The organism is Vibrio paracholerae (assembly GCF_037672085.1).
Classification (GTDB): Bacteria; Pseudomonadota; Gammaproteobacteria; order Enterobacterales; family Vibrionaceae; genus Vibrio; species Vibrio cholerae.
Genome location: NZ_JBBHLM010000002.1, coordinates 2127598 through 2145436, shown reverse-complemented (window position 1 = coordinate 2145436; position 17839 = coordinate 2127598). Strand labels below are relative to the sequence as shown.

The following is a 17839-nucleotide window of genomic DNA, read 5'->3' as shown; positions in this document are numbered from 1 at the left end:
AGGATGAACAGTAAGTATTTACTCGCTCTCGGGGGCTTGCTATCGGGTGTTGCGGTGGGTTTAGGCGCCTTTGCGGCGCACGGTTTAAAAAAGATGTTAAGCCCGTATTTACTCGATGTGTTTGAGACGGGGGTGCAGTATCAATTTATCCATGCATTGGCTCTGCTCGTTTGCGGCGTATTATTGTTGCTGCCGCTCCATGAAGCCGCGCATAAAGGCTTTCGCCGCGCGGCACAGTTTTTCTTGGTCGGGATCGTCTGTTTTAGCGGTAGCTTGTACGCGCTCGCACTCACGGGTGTGAAGTGGTTTGGTCCTATCACGCCTTTTGGTGGCGTGATGTTCATCTTAGGCTGGATCTGGTTTAGTTACGCGGCGTGGAAAAGTCAGTAGTCTGTGTTGTGATGCCTAATCAGAGGGGATTTAGTCCGCGGACGATGAGTTAAAACGGATATCTTGCAAGTTAAACCCAAGCTCGATGTCCGTTTTCAAGGCACTGACTTGTTTACAGATGCGCGCCATTTCAATGTGAGGATCGAGTTTTTTGCGATACTTTGCCGGTAGTTCAGGGCTGGCATATGCCTCTTCAATACTCGAGAACTGGTTTAAAATCTCTTTCGCCGCTTTCGGGCCAATACCGGCCACACCGGGAATTTGGCTTGAGCTGACGCCCGTTAATCCCCAATAGTCGGTTAATTGTGCGGGAGTAACGCCAAACTCCTGAGCGATAAAAGGCTCATCTAACCAACGTTGCTGAAAGTAGTCGCGGATTTGTAAGGTCGGAGAAAGTAACTGACAGTAGCCCTTATCAGTCGAGATAATCGTCACTTTTTCTTGATGAGCCGCCACTTTACAAGCCAGTGTTGCAACCAGATCGTCCGCTTCATCGCCTTCCGATAACAGCGAATCAATCCCTAGTTGCCACCACGCATCTTGAATCGAGTCTAGCCCTTGCTGCAAAACGTCTGGCATGGGTTTGCGATTGGCTTTGTAAGTTGGGAGTAACTCAGCGCGCCAGCCACGATCAGATAAATGATGATCAAACACCGCAATCATATGGCTGGGCTGCGCTTCATTAATGATGCGCTGCAGAGTGCGTGTTGTGGTTTCCGCGGTTCTGGTGATGTCGTTGGGATCGGGCTGCGCGGAGTGAACGCGGCGGATCAAATTAAGCGCATCAATAATGACAAGATGAAGAGACATAACCAAAAACCATAAAAAATAAGGGCTTGTGAGGCCCTTATTGTAATCAAATCCGTCAAGATTACTACCCAAGCGACGAGTTCTGGCTTGAGCAGACATTGGCTTTAGGTTTAAGTCACTATCTTATAGCAAGGCTCGTATGCGCTGCCGCCTGGAAGTTTCATCCGGTTTTGGGCAACGAAATCATTGAGTAGCTGATCCATTTTTTTCATTAACACTGGGTCACCATGCATTTCAAAGGGACCGTGGCGTTCAATTTCACGGATCCCTTCCGCTTTGACGTTGCCTGCCACAACACCAGAGAAGGCTCGACGCAGATTGGCGGCAAGCACTTCTGGGCGTTGATTTAAGTGCAAATCAAGGTTCGCCATGCTTTCGTGGTTAGGCTCAAACGGCAGTTGGAATTCCGGCTCAATTTTGAGTGACCAGTTAAAGCTGTACGCATCTTCTTTATCTTTACGATGTTGGCGCACCAGTGGCATGGCATTACTCATAATACGTGCTGCTTCCGCTGGATTATCGATGACGATGCTGTAATGCTTGCGAGCGGCTTCACCCAAGGTATCGGTGATAAATTTATCCAAAGAGCGGAAATACGCTTCACTCTGTTTTGGCCCAGTCAGCACAATAGGCATCGGTTGATCGGCGTTTTCCGGATGCATCATAATGCCCAAGATATACAGTAGCTCTTCTGCCGTACCGGGACCTCCGGGGAAAATGATGATGCCATGTGCCATACGCACGAACGCTTCCAAACGTTTTTCGATATCTGGCATGATCACCAGCTCATTGACGATAGGGTTGGGCGGCTCGGCGGCAATAATTGAAGGCTCGGTCAATCCGAGGTAGCGGTATTCCGAATAACGCTGTTTGGCGTGGCCAACCGCCGCGCCTTTCATTGGGCCTTCCATCGCACCGGGACCACAACCGGTACAGATGTTCAGTTCACGTAAACCGAGCTCATGGCCGACTTCGCGAGTGTATTGGTATTCAACTTCATTAATTGAATGTCCACCCCAGCATACAACGAGATTGGGTGTCGCTCCGGGAATCAGTGCTCCGGCATTGCGCAAAATACCAAACACGAGGTTAGTAATGTGCGTCGCGTTAGTCAGGTTAAGGCGCTGGCTATCGGCTAAATGCATATTGACGTAAACAATATCGCGCAGCACGGCAAATAAGTGCTCTTGAATTCCTTTGATGATTTGTCCATCGACAAAAGCATGTTCGGGGGGATTCGCCAGCTCAAGTTTGATACCGCGTTCACGGCGCATGACGGTGATATCGAAATTCTTATATTTATCGAGCAGCTCTTTTGAGTTATCCGTGTGGCTGCCTGAGTTCAACACGGCCAGGCTGCAATTGCGATAAAGCTGGTAGAGATCACTCGAGGCGGTCTTTTTCAGACGTTCGACTTCGAGTTGCGACAGTAGATCCATACTGCCGGCTGGGCTGACTTGAATAATCATAGTGTCCTCCTTCAACCTGAGGTTGAGGTCATGCTAGAGCATGATGTTGAGCATTTGTTATAAAACAAGAGTAGCAGAGATACCCAGAGAAGGGGGTGATAACCTCTTGATATATCTGGCTTCAATCTAGAGGTATCTAGTTAGGTAAGAAAATAGATTGAGGGGGTAATTGTGAAATTGAGCACAAATTAACAGTTAATTAGTTTAAATATTAATCAGTTATTTCCAAACCAACTGACTTGGACCGATATTTTTGGCTTCACTTAGCGTCAGATTTAAACGATCAAGAACCGTTTCGGGCGTATCAGAATCCATGAAACGGATACTCGCTGCAGACAGCGTGATGGTCAGGCTCTTATCGCGGAACTTGAACGGCAGTTTCGAGACGTTGAGCTGGATCTGGTGAATAATCTGGTAACTCTCGTTGTCGGAGCGTTCAGGCAGTAACAGAATGAACTCTTCACCAGAGAAGCGAGCCACGGTGTCACTGTCTCGTAATTCTTTTTTGATGGTGCGAGCAATGATATTTAAAGCCTTATCGCCTGCGGTATAGCCAAAGCTGTCGTTGATCGATTTGAATTTATCAATATCAAACAGCACTACCCGCAAATTGTGTTGCGTACGGATCCAGCGGCGATACTCATGTTCAAGTCGCTCAGTAAAGCTGCTGCGATTGTACACTTTGGTCAGAGGATCGAGTTGTGCGCGCAATGCCTGATCTTCAAGGCGGCGACGATAATCTTGTGCCAAATCAGACAGGGCTTCCATCTGATCTTTGCTATAGCGCATACGCTCAAGTAGGGCTTGCTCACGTTGCTCCGCTAAGAGTAAGCGTTCAGAAAGTGAAGACATCTCGCGCAGTAAAGGCGCCATTTTCAGCTTGAGCTGTTCTAGCTCCGTCTGTTCTTTGAGCGCGGTCTGGCTACGAGCCACCAAACTGCTCAGCTCGCCATTCATCTCTTGACGATGTGCCATGTAACTCTGGCTTTGCTCAAGATTTTGAGTCGCGCTTTTTAGGTTATTGCCAATTGAGAGATTCACTTGCTCGAGAAAGGCTTCGGCTGCTTTGCGCTCAGCATGGCTTCCATCGACGACTAAACGCAGTACTTCAAGGGTGAGCTCAAGCAGGGTATGGGTATTGACGCCAAGCAGAAGCTTGGTTCGGATATCGGTCAGTTGATCACCCGATTCACCATTGAAATCCAACTCAGTAATCAAGTGTTGTAAATCAACGGCAAGTCGATGCAGCAGCTCACGATCCGCTTGTTGAGTAAGCTCATTGAGCGCCAGATTGGGATTTGCGCATTGAATTTTGACCGCGCGTTCATAAATTTCCAGCAAACGCAAAGCTTGCTGAGTTTTTTCCAGCGGCTGCGCGGCGCTAAAACTCAGCAGATCTCGAAGATCGCGTTTGATCTTGGCGGGTAAGCCGGGGACGCGCAGTAGCGTTTCACCGCTGTGCTGTAGCTGGCTATCCAGATGACTCGTTTGTTTGTCCATGGCCAATGACTGTTGTTTCAACATGCGTTCCAGTACGGCTAATTTCGGGATCAGCGTACTGATGTCTTTTTGTTGTTCTAATGCAAAACAGAGTTCTTCTAAACTTTGGTTTAGTCGAGAGCTACTGCCGCGGTAAGTCGTAGCCAAGGAAGTGACCATTCGTTTAAGAACTTGCTGCTCTCGGTTAAATTTGAACGAAGTATCCCTTTGTGTCAAACGTACTTGTTCTAACTGAGATTTCAGTTTTTGAAGCTCTGCTTGGATATCTTGTTCTAGAACGCCCATGTACAACAAACTGGATAGTTGAGGATCAATTCTGATCCTATTTATTGATTTGTCGATAATAACAAATATTTTGCTGGCGTCACCCAGTGTTTATGCCGACTGGGCAGCATTTATCCATCTTTTAAGAGTTTTTTGATGTTGTCCTCATTCTTATAAGAAGAGTGGACTTTGATCAGCCCTTGATTTATTGCTTGTTTACAAGAAAGTCGAATATTTTCTGAAGCAAAGCTGGCGGCTGGGGCATTATCAATCGCTTTAAAATAGACCCAATGACTTTGGCCTTCACTCAAGCTTAACTCTCTGGCGATATTGGTTGCCATCAACAAAATATCCAACAATTCTTTATCATTGATGGCGGTATAAGCCCGCGGTAAAAATGGGTAATCGGCAATACCAATTCGAACTATTCGGTTTATTTTTCTTTCTGGTGCAAAATCATTCAGCCAAGATTGAATCTGGTTGAATAATATTTCTGGTTCACTTCGCTCGCTGCCATTTTTTTCGATATACAACAGGCTTGCATCTGAAAAATGGTACAACCGATCGGGTTCTTTTATTTTAGTTTTAAGAAATTTTCCAAAAGCACGCTCTAATTCTAAACCGGCGGTATAACCATTTTGCAGATACATGTTGCGCATGAAGGGAATATCGATCAGCACAAAACGTAATCTATCGTTGAGCGGTTGACGAATGAGCTCCCCTAGCTGCCACTGTTCATAGTTACGGTTACTGTTTTCTAATGAACTGGGTAACTTCGCATTCAGCATACGCAGATTGCTGAGGCGCGATCTTGAGTGGGTAAATAACGTGTCATGTAACTCAGAAACTTGATCTTGAAAGCCTTGAATAAGATAACCGCGTCGCAAAGTAATCAAAAAAAGCACTAAGCTAATGCTCAGTAAAAACAAGGCTACTTTACGTAATTGGCTAAATTGATGGTTGGTCTCTTGCAGTTGTTTTTCTTGTCCAACTAAATGCAAGGTCTGTTCAATAAACTCCCGTTGCTGACGAAATGCATCTTCACTGATTTGGTTAAGCTTATTTTGGCGTTTTTGGGCGATAACCTGACTCTTTTTAAAATTGTCTAGCGCTTTGGCGGCTGAGCCGGTTCTTTCATAACCGAGAGAAAGTAAACGGTAAGCTCGCTCTTGAAGTTCGTCATCTTGAATCGATTGACCAATGTGCAGTGCCATTTCTGCATAACGAACGATATCCTGATTTATTTCTTGATAATAAGCCAACCCTGAATGCAGTAGGGCGGCGTGCCCATTTAAACGAGGAATATCAGCCATTCCTAATAGCTCTTCAGCGCTGGTCAAATACTGCTCAGCAATGGGATAGTTGTAGAGTTGTAAATAGGTAGCGGAGAGATTGATGCGAATTTCAATTTCATCACTGAGTGACGATTGATTATTTTGATGGTCAATCACATTTAAATAATGCACCAAGGCTAAGTTATATTTGCCTTGTTGGTAGTAGACATCGCCCATTTGTTTGAGTACAGCAGATAAAAATGGGGATTGTTCGTAGCGGCCATAAAAGTCTGCCGCTTGTGAGAAGTGATCGAGTGCTTTATCTAACACTTGGCGATTGAAAAACAGTTTGCCTAGCAGTGTATTTGCTTGCGCTAACAGCACGCCGGCGTTGTTCTCAATAGCACTCCAATAGGCGATCAACAATTCGGAAAGCGCCAGGTTATAGCGTCCATGGCTAAGATTGTGCTCACCTAAGGTTAGGTGATACTCAATGGCCGGTTTTTCGTTTTGTAAGGTGTCAAGATAGGGTTTGGCCTTGGCAAAGAGCTTATCGGCCAATTCAAGCTCATTGGCTTTTGAGGCGATTTCGGCACTGAGTAACGTAAGTTTGTAATCAATGCCTTTGGCGATTTGATCGGCATTTTCGATCACCTGATACTGCTCATTGATCTTCTGTATTCTTTCGCGCGCGGCCTGTGCATCGCCCTCTTTTTGCCAAATAAGACGAGTGCTAAGGATTTGCACATCAAGGTGTAGATAGGGGAGTTGGTATTGTTCAGTCAGTGCATTGGCATCGCGCAAAATCTGTTGCGCTTGTTCATGTTCACCAAGATTATCCAAAGCGAGCGCCAAAATCATCAAGGCATCGACCGTACTGCCGGGTGTGCGTGTCCGGCTGTCGGCTTCATCTCGAGCAATTGTGGCGGGGTGTTTTTCCTGTTTCTCGGCTAAATGGCGCTCATTAAGGTACTGCTGCGCCATTTTTTTTGCTTGTAAGGGTGAGACCTCGACCAAGCCGCTAGCTTCATTGAGCATAGGTGAAGAGTAAATCGTGGCCTGAGCCCAACTTGAAGCCAGAAGTAAGGTCGCTATGGTTATCCAGCGCAGAAATCTCATCCTAAGTCGTATCCTTATTGTCGCGCCATGCGTTGATTATGGTTCGGTGCTGACTGGTGGCTGGAGCGGAATGGGTTAATGTCTAAGCCACCGCGTCGAGTATAACGCGCATACACGGTCAAACTCTGTGGTTGGCAGTAGCGCATAATGTCGGTGAAAATACGCTCAACACACTGCTCATGAAACTCATTATGCTCACGGAAAGAGACAAGATAACGCAGTAAGGCTTCACGATTCATCTTAGCGCCGTGATACGCAATTTCGACGCTCCCCCAGTCGGGTTGATTGGTGATTAGGCAGTTGGATTTAAGCAAATGGCTGTGCAGTACTTCGCTGACTTCTTCACCCTGTGCGGCACCTTGCAGCAAGGCATCATCAAACTCGTAGTTAGCGATTTCAATATCTTGATCATCAATGCACTCGCCTTGCATAGTCACTATCGGCTCTGCGGTGTATTCGTTCAGAGACTTTACGTTAACGGTGACGGCTTCTCCCGCGCAAGCAGAAAGATCGTGCACTAAGCGTGTTTGCACTTCATCCCAAGATGCAAAACGAGTCTGATTATAGCTGTTGAGATAGAGCTTGAACGATTTGGATTCGATCAAATTGGCACTGGTTGCCGGAATCGACACTTCACCGATCGCCACTTGGGGCAGGCCTTTCTGATTGAGCCAAGAGAGCTCATACAGCGTCCAAATATCACAACCTTGAAAAGGCAGAGTCGCGCTAAGATGCAGATCATTGCGGTTCAAGCTACGTGGCACCGGTTGCAGTAAGCTTGGGTCATACTGGTTGGCATACTCGGTTTTTTTACCCAGAGTTAAGCTTGCCAGCTCTTTGGCATCGGAATATTTGCTCATGTTTTTTAGTCGATTCAATTAGAATGTGCAGAATTTTACGCAATCCCAGTGCCAGTGTCATTAACGAGGCGGCGCAAACTCAACATGGAGATGATTATGACGCAAAGCGTAGTGCAAGCCTTGAGTGCATTCAGTCAGCGTTTTCTACAACATTGTGCCCAGCAAACCGGCCAATTACCGGAAAATGATGAATTATTGGGACTGGCTTCGCCTTGTGTGGTCGAAGTGCTGACCGATGTGGTGCGCTGGCGTCCTGTTCATCGTGACGTGTGGGCGGATTTCAGTAATGTCGAACGAGCGATTGAGCTGACGCTGCACGAGGATATTAAAGTGTTTTACGCTAGCCAGTTTAGTGCTGATATGCCTGCGCAGTGGCGAGGCCGAGAGCTGACTTTGCTGCAAGTATGGAGTGAAGACGATTTCACCCGCCTGCAGGAAAACATCTTGGGGCATTTGGTGATGCAGCGCCGCTTAAAGCAAAAGCCAACCGTATTTATCGCCACAACCGAGGATGAAATGGCAGTGGTTTCAGTGTGTAACCTGAGTGGTAATGTGATCCTCGAGAAATTAGGGACAGCGCAGCGTGAAGTATTGACTGCCGATCTTGAGACGTTTTTAGAACAGCTTGAACCAAAGGTGAATTGAGATGTACGTGGTTGAGTTGGAGTTTGAGTGTTTTGATAACACTACCATCAGCGCCGTGGATAAAGCGATCAATGGCTTGATGGATGCGCTGCGCTATAACGGACAAGTATTGGGGCGTGAGTTCCCGATTGTGCTGGGTGATGGGGTATTTTACGTGCGCGCCGTCTGCCCTGAAAAAGAGAGCCTGCACCCGAAATTTCATTCCGAATATGTTGAAACTTGTGTGAGCCGTTTAAGTGAGGCCAGTTTGCTCGCGCCGAAAGTTCGCATTCTGGGGTTAGACATCAACTCAGAACAAGCCGCAGAAGAGGAAATGCCGAGTTGGCAGGTGCTGTACACCACCTATGTACATACGTGTTCACCACTGCGCAGCGGTGAAAGTCTGTTGCCTATTCCTTTGTATCGTAATCCGCCGACCTTTAATGGTGACCACAAAGCGGTGATCAAATGGCAAACCGAGTGGCAAGCGTGTGATGAGTTGCAAATGGCCGGAGCGTGCAAAGCGGAGCATGCCGCACTGCATGAGATTTGTGATGTGGACAGTGATTTGTTCCGCCGAGGTTGGGATTTACGTGGGCGGATTGAATTTTTGACTCAAGTGCCAACCTATTACTATCAGTATCGGGTTGGAGGCAGTAGCCTTGCGCAAGAAAAAGCGCGCCCTTGCCCTAAATGCGGCGGTCACTGGTTACTGGATGAGCCACTGCACGACATCTTCCATTTCCGTTGTGAGCCGTGCCGAATTGTCTCCAATATTTCTTGGGATCACTTGAAATAGAGTGCTGGATGCACCTTCATGCCCCCGCATTCATCTTTTCTCTATTCGTATTCAAAGCACTCAGTAATAAAAAAGGTTGGCGTAGCGCCAACCTTTTCTGTTTTTAAGCGGGAAGACCATTAGAAATGGCGATTACCAGCCTTTTACGGCGCCACCTTGGAAGATTTCAGACGCGGCTTTAGCGACTTCATCGGTTTGGTAGGCTTTCTTGAAGTTTTGTACGTTTTCGGCGTTCACGTTTGCTTCACGGGCAACCAAAATATTGACGTAAGGTGACTCTTTGTTTTCAACGAAGATGCCATCTTTTTCTGGGGTCAGGTTGATTGAGCTTGCGTAAGTGGTGTTGATGATAGATAGAGCAACATCATCCAGTGAACGTGGTAGCTGCGCAGCATCCAATTCGAGAATCTCAAGTTTCTTCGGATTTTCAACGATGTCACGTACGGTCGCTAGTAGGCCAACATCTTCACGCAGTTTGAGCAGACCTTGTTGTTCCAGTAGTAGCAGTGAACGGCCTAGGTTGGTTGGGTCATTTGGAACTGCAATGCGCGCGCCATCTTGTAGTTCATCAACTGATTTGATCTGTTTTGAGTAACCAGCGATGGGATAAACAAAGGTGTTACCGACGATCGCCAATTTGTAACCGCGGTCCGCGATTTGTTTATCGAGGTAGGGTTTGTGCTGGAATGCGTTTGCATCAATAGAACCGTCATCCAATGCGGCGTTTGGTGTAACGTAGTCGGTGAAAATGACTAACTCCACGTCAAGATTGTATTTTTCCTTGGCAATTTTAGATGCAACTTCAGCAACTTGTGCTTCCGCACCCGCCATAACACCAATTTTCACTTTGTTGTTATCTACGGCTTTTTCACCGCAGCCGGCCAAAATTAGGGTTGAGGCTGCAGCAGCGATAGTCAGTAAACTTTTCAGGCTAAACTTCATGATGAACTCCTTGTTCAAAAAAGGCTTTTGTTTTGCTTATCGATGATCGACGCGGCGTACCAACGCATCGCCGATGGATTGAATAATTTGTACCAGCACAATCAGCATGACCACAGTGACCGCCATGATGGTGATGTCGTAACGGTGGAATCCGTAACGGATCGCCACATCGCCCAGACCACCACCGCCAACGGTACCTGCCATGGCTGAGTAGCTGACCAGTGTCACGAGAGTAATCGTGACTGAGTTTAAAATCGTCGGCAGCGCTTCAGGCAGCAGTACCTTACGAATGATTTGCAGTGGCGTCGCCCCCATAGATTGCGCCGCTTCCACTAAGCCTGTTGGCACTTCAAGCAGCGCACTCTCAATCAGGCGCGCTACAAACGGAATCGCCCCAATCGTGAGTGGCACAATAGCCGCAGTGGTACCGATAAAAGTGCCGACAATCAGTTTGGTGACAGGGATGATGGCGACCATCAATACCAAAAAGGGTACTGAGCGACCGATGTTAACCACGGCGCCGAGCGCACGGTTCAGCGGTAGGTTTTCCAGTAAGCCCTCTTTTTTGGTGGTATGGAGAATCACTCCTAGCGGAATCCCGAGCGCAAAACCCACCGCACCGGCAATCGCGACCATATACAGTGTTTGCCATGTGGCGGTTAACAGTAGGTCGCTATTGAGTGCAAACCATTGTGCAATCGTATTAAAGGACATAACCCAGCACCTCTACTTTTACGTTGTTTTCGCGCAGATAACGAATCGCGGCTTCATCATCGTCGGCATTACCAAAAATTTCAGCGACCATCATGCCAAACTTCACGCCGCCGGCGTAATCCAGATCTGAGCTAAGAATGCTGACATCAATATTGTATTTGCGAGCAATTTGCGTCATCAGTGGCGCATCCACGGTGGCGCCGGTAAATTCCAAACGCACCAGTGGGTAGCTGCCTGCTACGCGAGTTGGCTGTAAGCGCACTTGATAATCTTCTGGAATCGATAAATCCAACGTTGAGCGGATGAATTGATGTGCCAACTCGGTTTTCGGGTGGGCAAAAATATCGCCGACCGTGCCTTTCTCAACCAGCTCACCGCCACCAATGATCGCCACTTCATGACAGATGCTTTTTACCACATCCATTTCATGGGTAATCAGCAAAATGGTCAGATTAAGCTGACGGTTGATCTCTTTAAGTAGTTCTAAAATCGACTGCGTTGTCGCTGGATCCAGCGCGCTGGTGGCTTCATCGCACAGCAATACTTTGGGATCGCTTGCCAAAGCGCGGGCAATCGCGACACGTTGCTTCTGGCCGCCTGACAGATTCGCCGGGTAGCTCTCTCTTTTCTCAGAGAGACCAACCAGGGCCAGCAATTCAGTCACTTTCGTTTCGATATGCTGTTGTGATTGGCCCGCTAACTCAAGTGGCAGAGCTACGTTTTCAAACACAGTGCGTGATGAAAGCAGATTAAAATGCTGGAAAATCATACCTATGTTACGGCGAGCCGCGCACAGTTGTGGATTACTGAGCGTGGTGAGATCCACACCATCGACAATCACTTGGCCGCTGGTCGGTTTTTCTAGCATGTTGACACAACGGATCAGCGTACTTTTTCCGGCACCGGATGAGCCAATCACCCCAAAAATCGTACCCTGTGGAATGAATAAATTGATGTCTTTCAGGGCGTGGATTTGTTTATCCCCCTGATAGAACACCTTATTTACGCTTTTAATCTCAATCATGTGCAACCCTGTACTGCTCGAGGCAGAATAATCTGTTGGCCTCTTCCTCAATTGGTAGTCGATGCTATGGGCTTGCTGAGTTTAAGTCAATAGATATTTTTACGTCTAGACGTCTAAATGGTTGCGGGTAATTAGAAGAGAAAGTTATTAGATAGTGACGAAAAAAATATAGATAGTGATGAAAAAAATAAAGCGTGCAATAATTCGCGCAAAGTGACTTGAAAGAGACAGCATTTTGGCCAAACCCGCCGTATTTCTGGATCGTGATGGCGTGATCAACGTCGATCATGGTTACGTGCATGATGAGCATGATTTCCAATTTATTGAAGGTGTATTTGAAGCGACTGCGGCTTTGCAGCGTATGGGGTATTTGTTGGTGCTGGTTACCAATCAATCCGGTATTGCGCGTGGCAAATTTAGCGAAGAACGTTTCATTTCTCTCACCCAGTGGATGGACTGGAACTTTGCCGATAATGGGGTTGAGTTTGATGGTATCTATTATTGTCCGCACCATGCTGAACATGGCATGGGGCAATACAAAGAAGAGTGTGATTGCCGCAAACCTAAGCCGGGCATGTTTCTCTCGGCGCGTGATTTCCTGAACATCGACATGGCCAATTCGGTAATGGTCGGTGACAAAGCCGAAGATATGATGGCAGCTGAAGCGGCGGGTGTAGGCACTAAGATTTTGGTGCGCACCGGTAAACCAATCACAGAGCAAGGTGAAGCCTTAGCGACCATCGTGCTCGATAGCATTCGCGATGTGCCTCATTATCTACTGCGAGTGAAAAAATAAGGTCGCTTCAGTGACCTTATTGACCGCTCATTCTTTTCTTATCAATGAATACCAATACAAACGCATGAATCGAAAACTGACTATTTTAGACATTGCTAGACTTTCAGGCGTCGGTAAATCTACCGTTTCGCGCGTGTTAACCAATGATCCTAAAGTGAAGCCTGAAACCCGCGCTAAAGTAGAGCAGGTGATTGCAGAGTCGGGGTATGTGCCCTCTAAATCGGCACAAACCATGCGCGGTGGTAGTCAGAAAGTCGTGGGTATCATTATTTCACGTCTGGATTCTCCTTCTGAAAACAAAGCGGTCAGCACTATGCTGCAAGCTTTCTATGCTCACGGCTACGATGTGGTGATCATGGAAAGCCAATTTAGCCGTGAAAAAACCAATTCTCATTTGAAAGTGCTCGCCAAGCGACAAGTTGATGGCGTCATTGTGTTTGGCTTTACCGACATCGATCATGATGCTTTACTCAGTTGGCAGCACCGCTGCGTGCTCTTGGCCATGCACAGTGATGAGATTTCCTCTATCAATTATGACAATGCTGGGGTTATAGAGCGTGCGCTGCAGCATTTGGCACAAAAACAGTTACGCGATATTGCTTTCATTGGGGTTGACCCACGTGACAAAACCACGGGTGAGCAGCGGCTCAACACCTATCTCAATTGGTGTACTGAGCATGAGATTGTTGCGAATTACCAAACCGGACAACTGCATCATGAAAGCGCTTATTTGCTGGTAGATAAAGTGCTGACGGAGCAAACCCAAGCGATTGTGTGCGCGAGTGATACTTTGGCGCTCGGCGTGATTAAGCGTTTGCAAGAGCTGCAGCGAGATGACGTAGTGGTTACGGGGGTTGGTGGTAATGAGTTGCTCTCTTTCCTGTTTCCGAACATATTCAGTGTCGATCCAGGTTATCGTGAGGCCGGAAAACTGGCGGCAGATCTGCTGATTGAACAGCTGTGTGGCTCTCACCATGGCTGTGTGCATTTGACCCAAATGCCAGTATCTCGCTAAGTCTATTCTTTCTTTAATTCGGTGTTTTCATTCGGCTCCTCATCAGTGTTTTTTTCGCCACTTTTGTGATTTTGCCTCTCTTTTAACTACACTAAATTGACGCATAAATAACGCACAATGTGATCCTATTCAATTAATGGGATTGTTCCCATTTTTATCTGTTATGCATTGTGTCAATATCGCACCAATTGATTTGGGACTGTTCCCAATTGCTGCAATGATAATAATTCAATAGGGTGGACGAGGATATGAGCAAGATAGCGAAACAAGACGTTACGCGTCTTATCGAATTGGTGGGAGGCGAAAGCAATATTGCGAGCGTTACTCACTGTTTGACACGCTTACGCTTTGTGTTAAATCAGCCAGATCAGGCTGACAAGGCGGGTTTGGAAGCGCTGAGCATAGTTAAGGGCTGCTTTACCAATGCTGGGCAATTTCAGGTAGTCATTGGTACCGAAGTCGATCAAGTGTACAAAATGCTGCTGGAACAAACCGGGAAACAGGCGGTTTCCAAAGACGATGCCAAAGTCGCAGCGCGTCAAAACATGAATGTGCTAGAGCGTGGCATTTCCCATTTGGCTGAAATTTTTGTGCCACTGCTGCCTGCGATCATCACTGGTGGTTTGATCCTCGGTTTTCGTAATGTGATTGGTGACATTCGCATGTTTGATGGCAAAACTCTGACTGAAATCAGTCAGTTTTGGGCATCGGTTCATGCGTTCTTGTGGTTGATTGGTGAAGCTATCTTCTTCTTCTTACCTGTCGGTGTTTGCTGGTCAACCGTGAAAAAACTTGGCGGTACGCCAATCCTCGGTATCACCCTTGGGGTAACGCTGGTTTCTCCGCAATTGATGAACGCTTACCTGATTGGTAAAGAAGTGCCAGAAGTGTGGGATTTCGGACTGTTTGCGATTGAGAAAGTAGGCTACCAAGCTCAGGTTATCCCTGCCATTTTAGCTGGCGTTGTACTGGCCTTTATTGAAAACAATTTAAGACGTGTAGTGCCTTCTTACCTTTATTTGGTGGTGGTGCCATTTGTGTCGATCATTGTGTCAGTGGTACTTGCTCACGCCTTCATCGGCCCATTTGGTCGCGTAATTGGTGATGGCGTTGCATTTGCAGCGAAGGCGGCGATGACGGGTGATTTCGCAGTGATTGGTTCGACTTTATTTGGCTTATTATATGCTCCTCTCGTGATTACTGGCATTCACCACACTACTAACGCGGTGGATCTGCAGCTGATGCAAGAGCTTGGCGGTACACCAATTTGGCCGTTGATCGCGTTATCTAACATTGCGCAAGCATCGGCAGTAGTGGGCATCATTATCATCAGTAAAAAGCAGGGCGAACGGGACATTTCTGTACCGGCGGCGATTTCCGCTTACCTTGGTGTGACTGAACCTGCGATGTACGGTATCAACCTTAAATACAAATTCCCTATGCTGAGCGCAATGATCGGCAGTGCTTTGGCTGCCGCAGTCTGTGGTAGCGCAGGTGTGATGGCCAACGGCATCGGTGTCGGCGGTTTGCCGGGTATTCTCTCGATTCAGCCGCAGTTTTGGAGTATTTACCTCGTCGCCATGTTAATTGCGATTTTGGTACCCGCAGCATTGACTCTGCTGATGTACAAGCGCGCACAGAGTTCAGGCAAATTGGCCGTTTCGGCTGCTTAATCTCTACCCGATTTAGGAGTGGTTTATGCCACTCCTTTCTTTGTTTTTGAGTCAATTTTTGAGTAAGTGAGAGTAGTATGAGTAGCTCAACCCAATCCATGCCTTGGTGGAAAACCGCTGCAATTTATCAAATTTATCCGAAAAGCTTTTGCGATAGTGGCGCGAAGGGCGTGGGCGATCTGCAAGGCATTATCAGCAAGCTCGATTATTTGCAAAAGCTTGGGATTGAAGCGATTTGGCTGACGCCGATTTATCAATCGCCTATGGTCGATAATGGGTATGACATTGCCGATTATTACGCGATTAACCCAGACTTTGGCACGATGCAAGATTTCGAACAACTGCTGAAAGAAGCCCATCGTCGTGGTATTCGCATCATCATGGATATCGTGGTTAACCACACCTCAACCGAACACGCTTGGTTCCAATCTGCATTGGGCGATCGCAATAGCCCTTACCGTGATTACTATATTTGGCGTAAGCCGGTTAATGGTGGTGCGCCGAATAACTGGCAATCCAAATTCGGCGGGAGTGCGTGGGCGCTGGATGAAGCGACCGGTGAGTATTATTTGCATCTGTTTGCCAAAGAGCAGGCCGATCTGAACTGGGAAAATCCGCACGTTCGAGAAGAAGTAAAAAACATCATCGGATTTTGGGCTGAAAAAGGTGTCGATGGCTTCCGACTTGACGTGATTAACCTCATTTCCAAGCAACAAGATTTTGCCAATGATGACATCGGTGATGGTCGCCGCTTTTACACTGATGGCCCAAGAGTGCATGAGTATCTGCAAGAGATCAGCCGTGATGTTTTCCAGCGTTATGGCAGCGTAACCGTCGGCGAAATGTCTTCAACCACCTTAGAACATTGCCAACAATATTCTGCGCTCGATGGTCGAGAGCTTTCTATGGTGTTTAATTTCCATCACTTGAAAGTCGATTATCCGAATGGCGAAAAGTGGACGAAAGCGCCGTTTGATTTTCTGCAACTCAAGCAAATTTTCAATCATTGGCAAACGGGGCTCAATGGCAAAGGATGGGGCGCGCTGTTTTGGTGTAACCACGATCAGCCGCGGATTGTGAGCCGTTTAGGTGATGATCAGCAGTACCGAGTTGAGTCAGCCAAAATGCTGGCGGCCACCATTCATCTAATGCAAGGCACACCTTATATCTACCAAGGTGAAGAGATTGGAATGACTAACCCAGGCTTTACGTCGATCAAGCAGTATCGCGATGTTGAAAGCATCAACATTCACCAAATCATGGTGCAGCAACAAGGTGTCTCTGAAAGTGACATGATGGCGATTTTGGCGCAAAAATCTCGTGATAATTCACGCACGCCAATGCAATGGGATGCCAGTCTCCACGCTGGATTTACTCGTGGCGAACCTTGGATTGAAGTGGCGCGTAACTATCCTGAAATCAATGCACAGGCCGCGTTAGAAGACCCGCATTCGGTGTTCTATTTCTACCGTCGTTTGCTATCGCTACGTAAGAAAGTGGCGGTGATTACGGACGGTGATTACACCGACTTGTTGCCGGAGCATAAAGAGATATTTGCTTATCAGCGCCGTAATCAGAAACAAGTGTTGATCTGTTTGAACAACTATTACGGTCACGAAACTGAATGTGTTCTGCCAGAATTGCCGCTCGATGATGCGCTCTACTTGCTAGGCAACTATCCGGGTATTGAATTACAGCGCGTGTTGGCGCACCAAGTGTTACGTCCATACGAAACACGCATCATCCTGATTGAGTCACCCCTATAGGATTCAATCACTTTTCAGCCCCGCATTGTCGGGGCTTTTTTATGGAGAGTGGAAAATATAGGTAGTGAAAATATAGATAGTGAAAATAGAAAGGGTGACAAGGGATGGATTATTTTTTCAACCCCAAGTTTGGTCAGCAAAATGCTTAGCTAACAAAAAAGCCAGCTCGATGAGCTGGCTTTCTGTATATGGTGGAGGGGGACGGATTCGAACCATCGAAGGCGGAGCCGGCAGATTTACAGTCTGCTCCCTTTGGCCACTCGGGAACCCCTCCGGGGTATTTTTCTTTTCAGTTCTGAAAAGACTTAACTGACGTTTTCCCAACGCATCAATCAAGGGTTTCTCTTACGAGAGAATATGGTGGAGGGGGACGGATTCGAACCATCGAAGGCGGAGCCGGCAGATTTACAGTCTGCTCCCTTTGGCCACTCGGGAACCCCTCCAGGGGGTTTTTCTTTTCAATTTTGAAAAGACTTAACTGACGTTTTCCCAACGCATCAATCAAGGGTTTCTCTTACGAGAGAATATGGTGGAGGGGGACGGATTCGAACCATCGAAGGCGGAGCCGGCAGATTTACAGTCTGCTCCCTTTGGCCACTCGGGAACCCCTCCGGGGTATTTTTCTTTTCAGTTCTGAAAAGACTTAACTGACGTTTTCCCAACGCATCAATCAAGGGTTTCTCTTACGAGAAGAATATGGTGGAGGGGGACGGATTCGAACCATCGAAGGCGGAGCCGGCAGATTTACAGTCTGCTCCCTTTGGCCACTCGGGAACCCCTCCAGGGTGTTTTCTTTTCAT

15 protein-coding genes and 4 tRNA genes are annotated in these 17839 nt (G+C 47.3%); 7 read left to right on the top strand and 12 right to left on the bottom strand.

What is annotated here, in order from left to right; all coding sequences use genetic code 11:
- Window positions 1-3 precede the first annotated feature (3 nt).
- On the top strand, window positions 4-390 hold the full coding sequence (locus tag R4537_RS14840; RefSeq protein ID WP_001086370.1) for a DUF423 domain-containing protein: 387 nt from the start codon (window positions 4-6) through the stop codon (window positions 388-390).
- A 30-nt stretch (window positions 391-420) separates the two neighbouring features.
- On the opposite strand, the gene xni is transcribed toward R4537_RS14840, so the two are convergent.
- The 5 genes from xni to queF form a co-directional block, all read right to left on the bottom strand.
- Window positions 421-1200: a flap endonuclease Xni gene (gene xni, locus R4537_RS14835; protein ID WP_000052134.1), complete on the bottom strand. Its 780-nt coding sequence runs from the start codon at window positions 1198-1200 to the stop codon at window positions 421-423.
- Window positions 1201-1310: 110 nt separating this feature from the next.
- Window positions 1311-2669, bottom strand: a complete 1359-nt coding sequence (gene ppnN / locus R4537_RS14830; protein WP_000586700.1) for a nucleotide 5'-monophosphate nucleosidase PpnN — start codon at window positions 2667-2669, stop codon at window positions 1311-1313.
- Between the two features lie 219 nt (window positions 2670-2888).
- Entirely contained in the window at window positions 2889-4454 is a 1566-nt protein-coding gene (locus R4537_RS14825; RefSeq protein ID WP_071179659.1) for a GGDEF domain-containing protein, read from the bottom strand.
- A gap of 110 nt (window positions 4455-4564) precedes the next feature.
- Entirely contained in the window at window positions 4565-6826 is a 2262-nt protein-coding gene (locus tag R4537_RS14820; RefSeq protein WP_071179660.1) for a tetratricopeptide repeat protein, read from the bottom strand.
- Between the two features lie 14 nt (window positions 6827-6840).
- Entirely contained in the window at window positions 6841-7686 is an 846-nt protein-coding gene (gene queF / locus R4537_RS14815; RefSeq protein ID WP_071179661.1) for an NADPH-dependent 7-cyano-7-deazaguanine reductase QueF, read from the bottom strand.
- A 96-nt stretch (window positions 7687-7782) separates the two neighbouring features.
- On the opposite strand from queF, the gene syd reads away from it, so the two are divergent.
- Window positions 7783-8331, top strand: coding sequence for a SecY-interacting protein (syd, locus tag R4537_RS14810; protein ID WP_071179662.1), 549 nt, complete (start codon window positions 7783-7785; stop codon window positions 8329-8331).
- A gap of 1 nt (window position 8332) precedes the next feature.
- On the top strand, window positions 8333-9109 hold the full coding sequence (locus R4537_RS14805; protein ID WP_071179663.1) for a Zn-ribbon-containing protein: 777 nt from the start codon (window positions 8333-8335) through the stop codon (window positions 9107-9109).
- A gap of 132 nt (window positions 9110-9241) precedes the next feature.
- Here R4537_RS14805 and R4537_RS14800 read toward each other — a convergent pair whose 3' ends face one another.
- Genes R4537_RS14800 through metN form a run of 3 tightly spaced genes read right to left on the bottom strand, consistent with a single transcriptional unit; the run spans window position 9242 to window position 11789 of the window.
- Window positions 9242-10051 (bottom strand): MetQ/NlpA family lipoprotein, encoded by an 810-nt coding sequence (locus R4537_RS14800; protein WP_071179664.1) that lies wholly within the window; start codon window positions 10049-10051, stop codon window positions 9242-9244.
- Window positions 10052-10087: 36 nt separating this feature from the next.
- Entirely contained in the window at window positions 10088-10765 is a 678-nt protein-coding gene (locus R4537_RS14795) for a methionine ABC transporter permease (protein WP_000009571.1), read from the bottom strand.
- Window positions 10755-11789, bottom strand: a complete 1035-nt coding sequence (gene metN, locus R4537_RS14790) for a methionine ABC transporter ATP-binding protein MetN (RefSeq protein ID WP_000569878.1) — start codon at window positions 11787-11789, stop codon at window positions 10755-10757. The genes R4537_RS14795 and metN overlap by 11 nt, the downstream gene beginning before the upstream one ends.
- 235 nt (window positions 11790-12024) lie before the next feature.
- Here metN and gmhB point away from each other — a divergent pair, with 235 nt between their 5' ends.
- From gmhB to treC, 4 genes are all read left to right on the top strand, one after another.
- Window positions 12025-12585 (top strand): D-glycero-beta-D-manno-heptose 1,7-bisphosphate 7-phosphatase, encoded by a 561-nt coding sequence (gmhB, locus tag R4537_RS14785; RefSeq protein WP_057554630.1) that lies wholly within the window; start codon window positions 12025-12027, stop codon window positions 12583-12585.
- Window positions 12586-12649: 64 nt separating this feature from the next.
- Window positions 12650-13600, top strand: a complete 951-nt coding sequence (gene treR, locus R4537_RS14780; RefSeq protein ID WP_032480199.1) for a trehalose operon repressor TreR — start codon at window positions 12650-12652, stop codon at window positions 13598-13600.
- Between the two features lie 248 nt (window positions 13601-13848).
- Window positions 13849-15273: a PTS trehalose transporter subunit IIBC gene (treB, locus tag R4537_RS14775; RefSeq protein WP_071179665.1), complete on the top strand. Its 1425-nt coding sequence runs from the start codon at window positions 13849-13851 to the stop codon at window positions 15271-15273.
- Window positions 15274-15350: 77 nt separating this feature from the next.
- Window positions 15351-17039, top strand: coding sequence for an alpha,alpha-phosphotrehalase (treC, locus tag R4537_RS14770; protein WP_071179666.1), 1689 nt, complete (start codon window positions 15351-15353; stop codon window positions 17037-17039).
- Window positions 17040-17228: 189 nt separating this feature from the next.
- On the opposite strand, the gene R4537_RS14765 is transcribed toward treC, so the two are convergent.
- The 4 genes from R4537_RS14765 to R4537_RS14750 form a co-directional block, all read right to left on the bottom strand.
- Window positions 17229-17313 (bottom strand) — tRNA-Tyr (locus tag R4537_RS14765).
- A gap of 84 nt (window positions 17314-17397) precedes the next feature.
- Window positions 17398-17482 (bottom strand) — tRNA-Tyr (locus R4537_RS14760).
- Window positions 17483-17566: 84 nt separating this feature from the next.
- Window positions 17567-17651, bottom strand: a tRNA-Tyr gene (locus tag R4537_RS14755).
- An 85-nt stretch (window positions 17652-17736) separates the two neighbouring features.
- A tRNA-Tyr gene (locus tag R4537_RS14750) sits at window positions 17737-17821 on the bottom strand.
- Window positions 17822-17839 lie beyond the last annotated feature (18 nt).

Excerpts from the sequence above, each read along its gene's own strand:
- queF (WP_071179661.1), bottom strand. The coding sequence starts at position 7,686 with ATGAGCAAATATTCCGATGCCAAAGAGCTGGCAAGCTTAACTCTGGGT.
- ppnN (WP_000586700.1), bottom strand. The coding sequence starts at position 2,669 with ATGATTATTCAAGTCAGCCCAGCCGGCAGTATGGATCTACTGTCGCAA.
- R4537_RS14820 (WP_071179660.1), bottom strand. The coding sequence starts at position 6,826 with ATGAGATTTCTGCGCTGGATAACCATAGCGACCTTACTTCTGGCTTCA.
- treB (WP_071179665.1), top strand. The coding sequence starts at position 13,849 with ATGAGCAAGATAGCGAAACAAGACGTTACGCGTCTTATCGAATTGGTG.
- R4537_RS14805 (WP_071179663.1), top strand. The coding sequence starts at position 8,333 with ATGTACGTGGTTGAGTTGGAGTTTGAGTGTTTTGATAACACTACCATC.
- metN (WP_000569878.1), bottom strand. The coding sequence starts at position 11,789 with ATGATTGAGATTAAAAGCGTAAATAAGGTGTTCTATCAGGGGGATAAA.
- xni (WP_000052134.1), bottom strand. The coding sequence starts at position 1,200 with ATGTCTCTTCATCTTGTCATTATTGATGCGCTTAATTTGATCCGCCGC.
- R4537_RS14825 (WP_071179659.1), bottom strand. The coding sequence starts at position 4,454 with ATGGGCGTTCTAGAACAAGATATCCAAGCAGAGCTTCAAAAACTGAAA.
- treC (WP_071179666.1), top strand. The coding sequence starts at position 15,351 with ATGAGTAGCTCAACCCAATCCATGCCTTGGTGGAAAACCGCTGCAATT.
- treR (WP_032480199.1), top strand. The coding sequence starts at position 12,650 with ATGAATCGAAAACTGACTATTTTAGACATTGCTAGACTTTCAGGCGTC.
- R4537_RS14795 (WP_000009571.1), bottom strand. The coding sequence starts at position 10,765 with ATGTCCTTTAATACGATTGCACAATGGTTTGCACTCAATAGCGACCTA.
- R4537_RS14840 (WP_001086370.1), top strand. The coding sequence starts at position 4 with ATGAACAGTAAGTATTTACTCGCTCTCGGGGGCTTGCTATCGGGTGTT.
- syd (WP_071179662.1), top strand. The coding sequence starts at position 7,783 with ATGACGCAAAGCGTAGTGCAAGCCTTGAGTGCATTCAGTCAGCGTTTT.
- R4537_RS14800 (WP_071179664.1), bottom strand. The coding sequence starts at position 10,051 with ATGAAGTTTAGCCTGAAAAGTTTACTGACTATCGCTGCTGCAGCCTCA.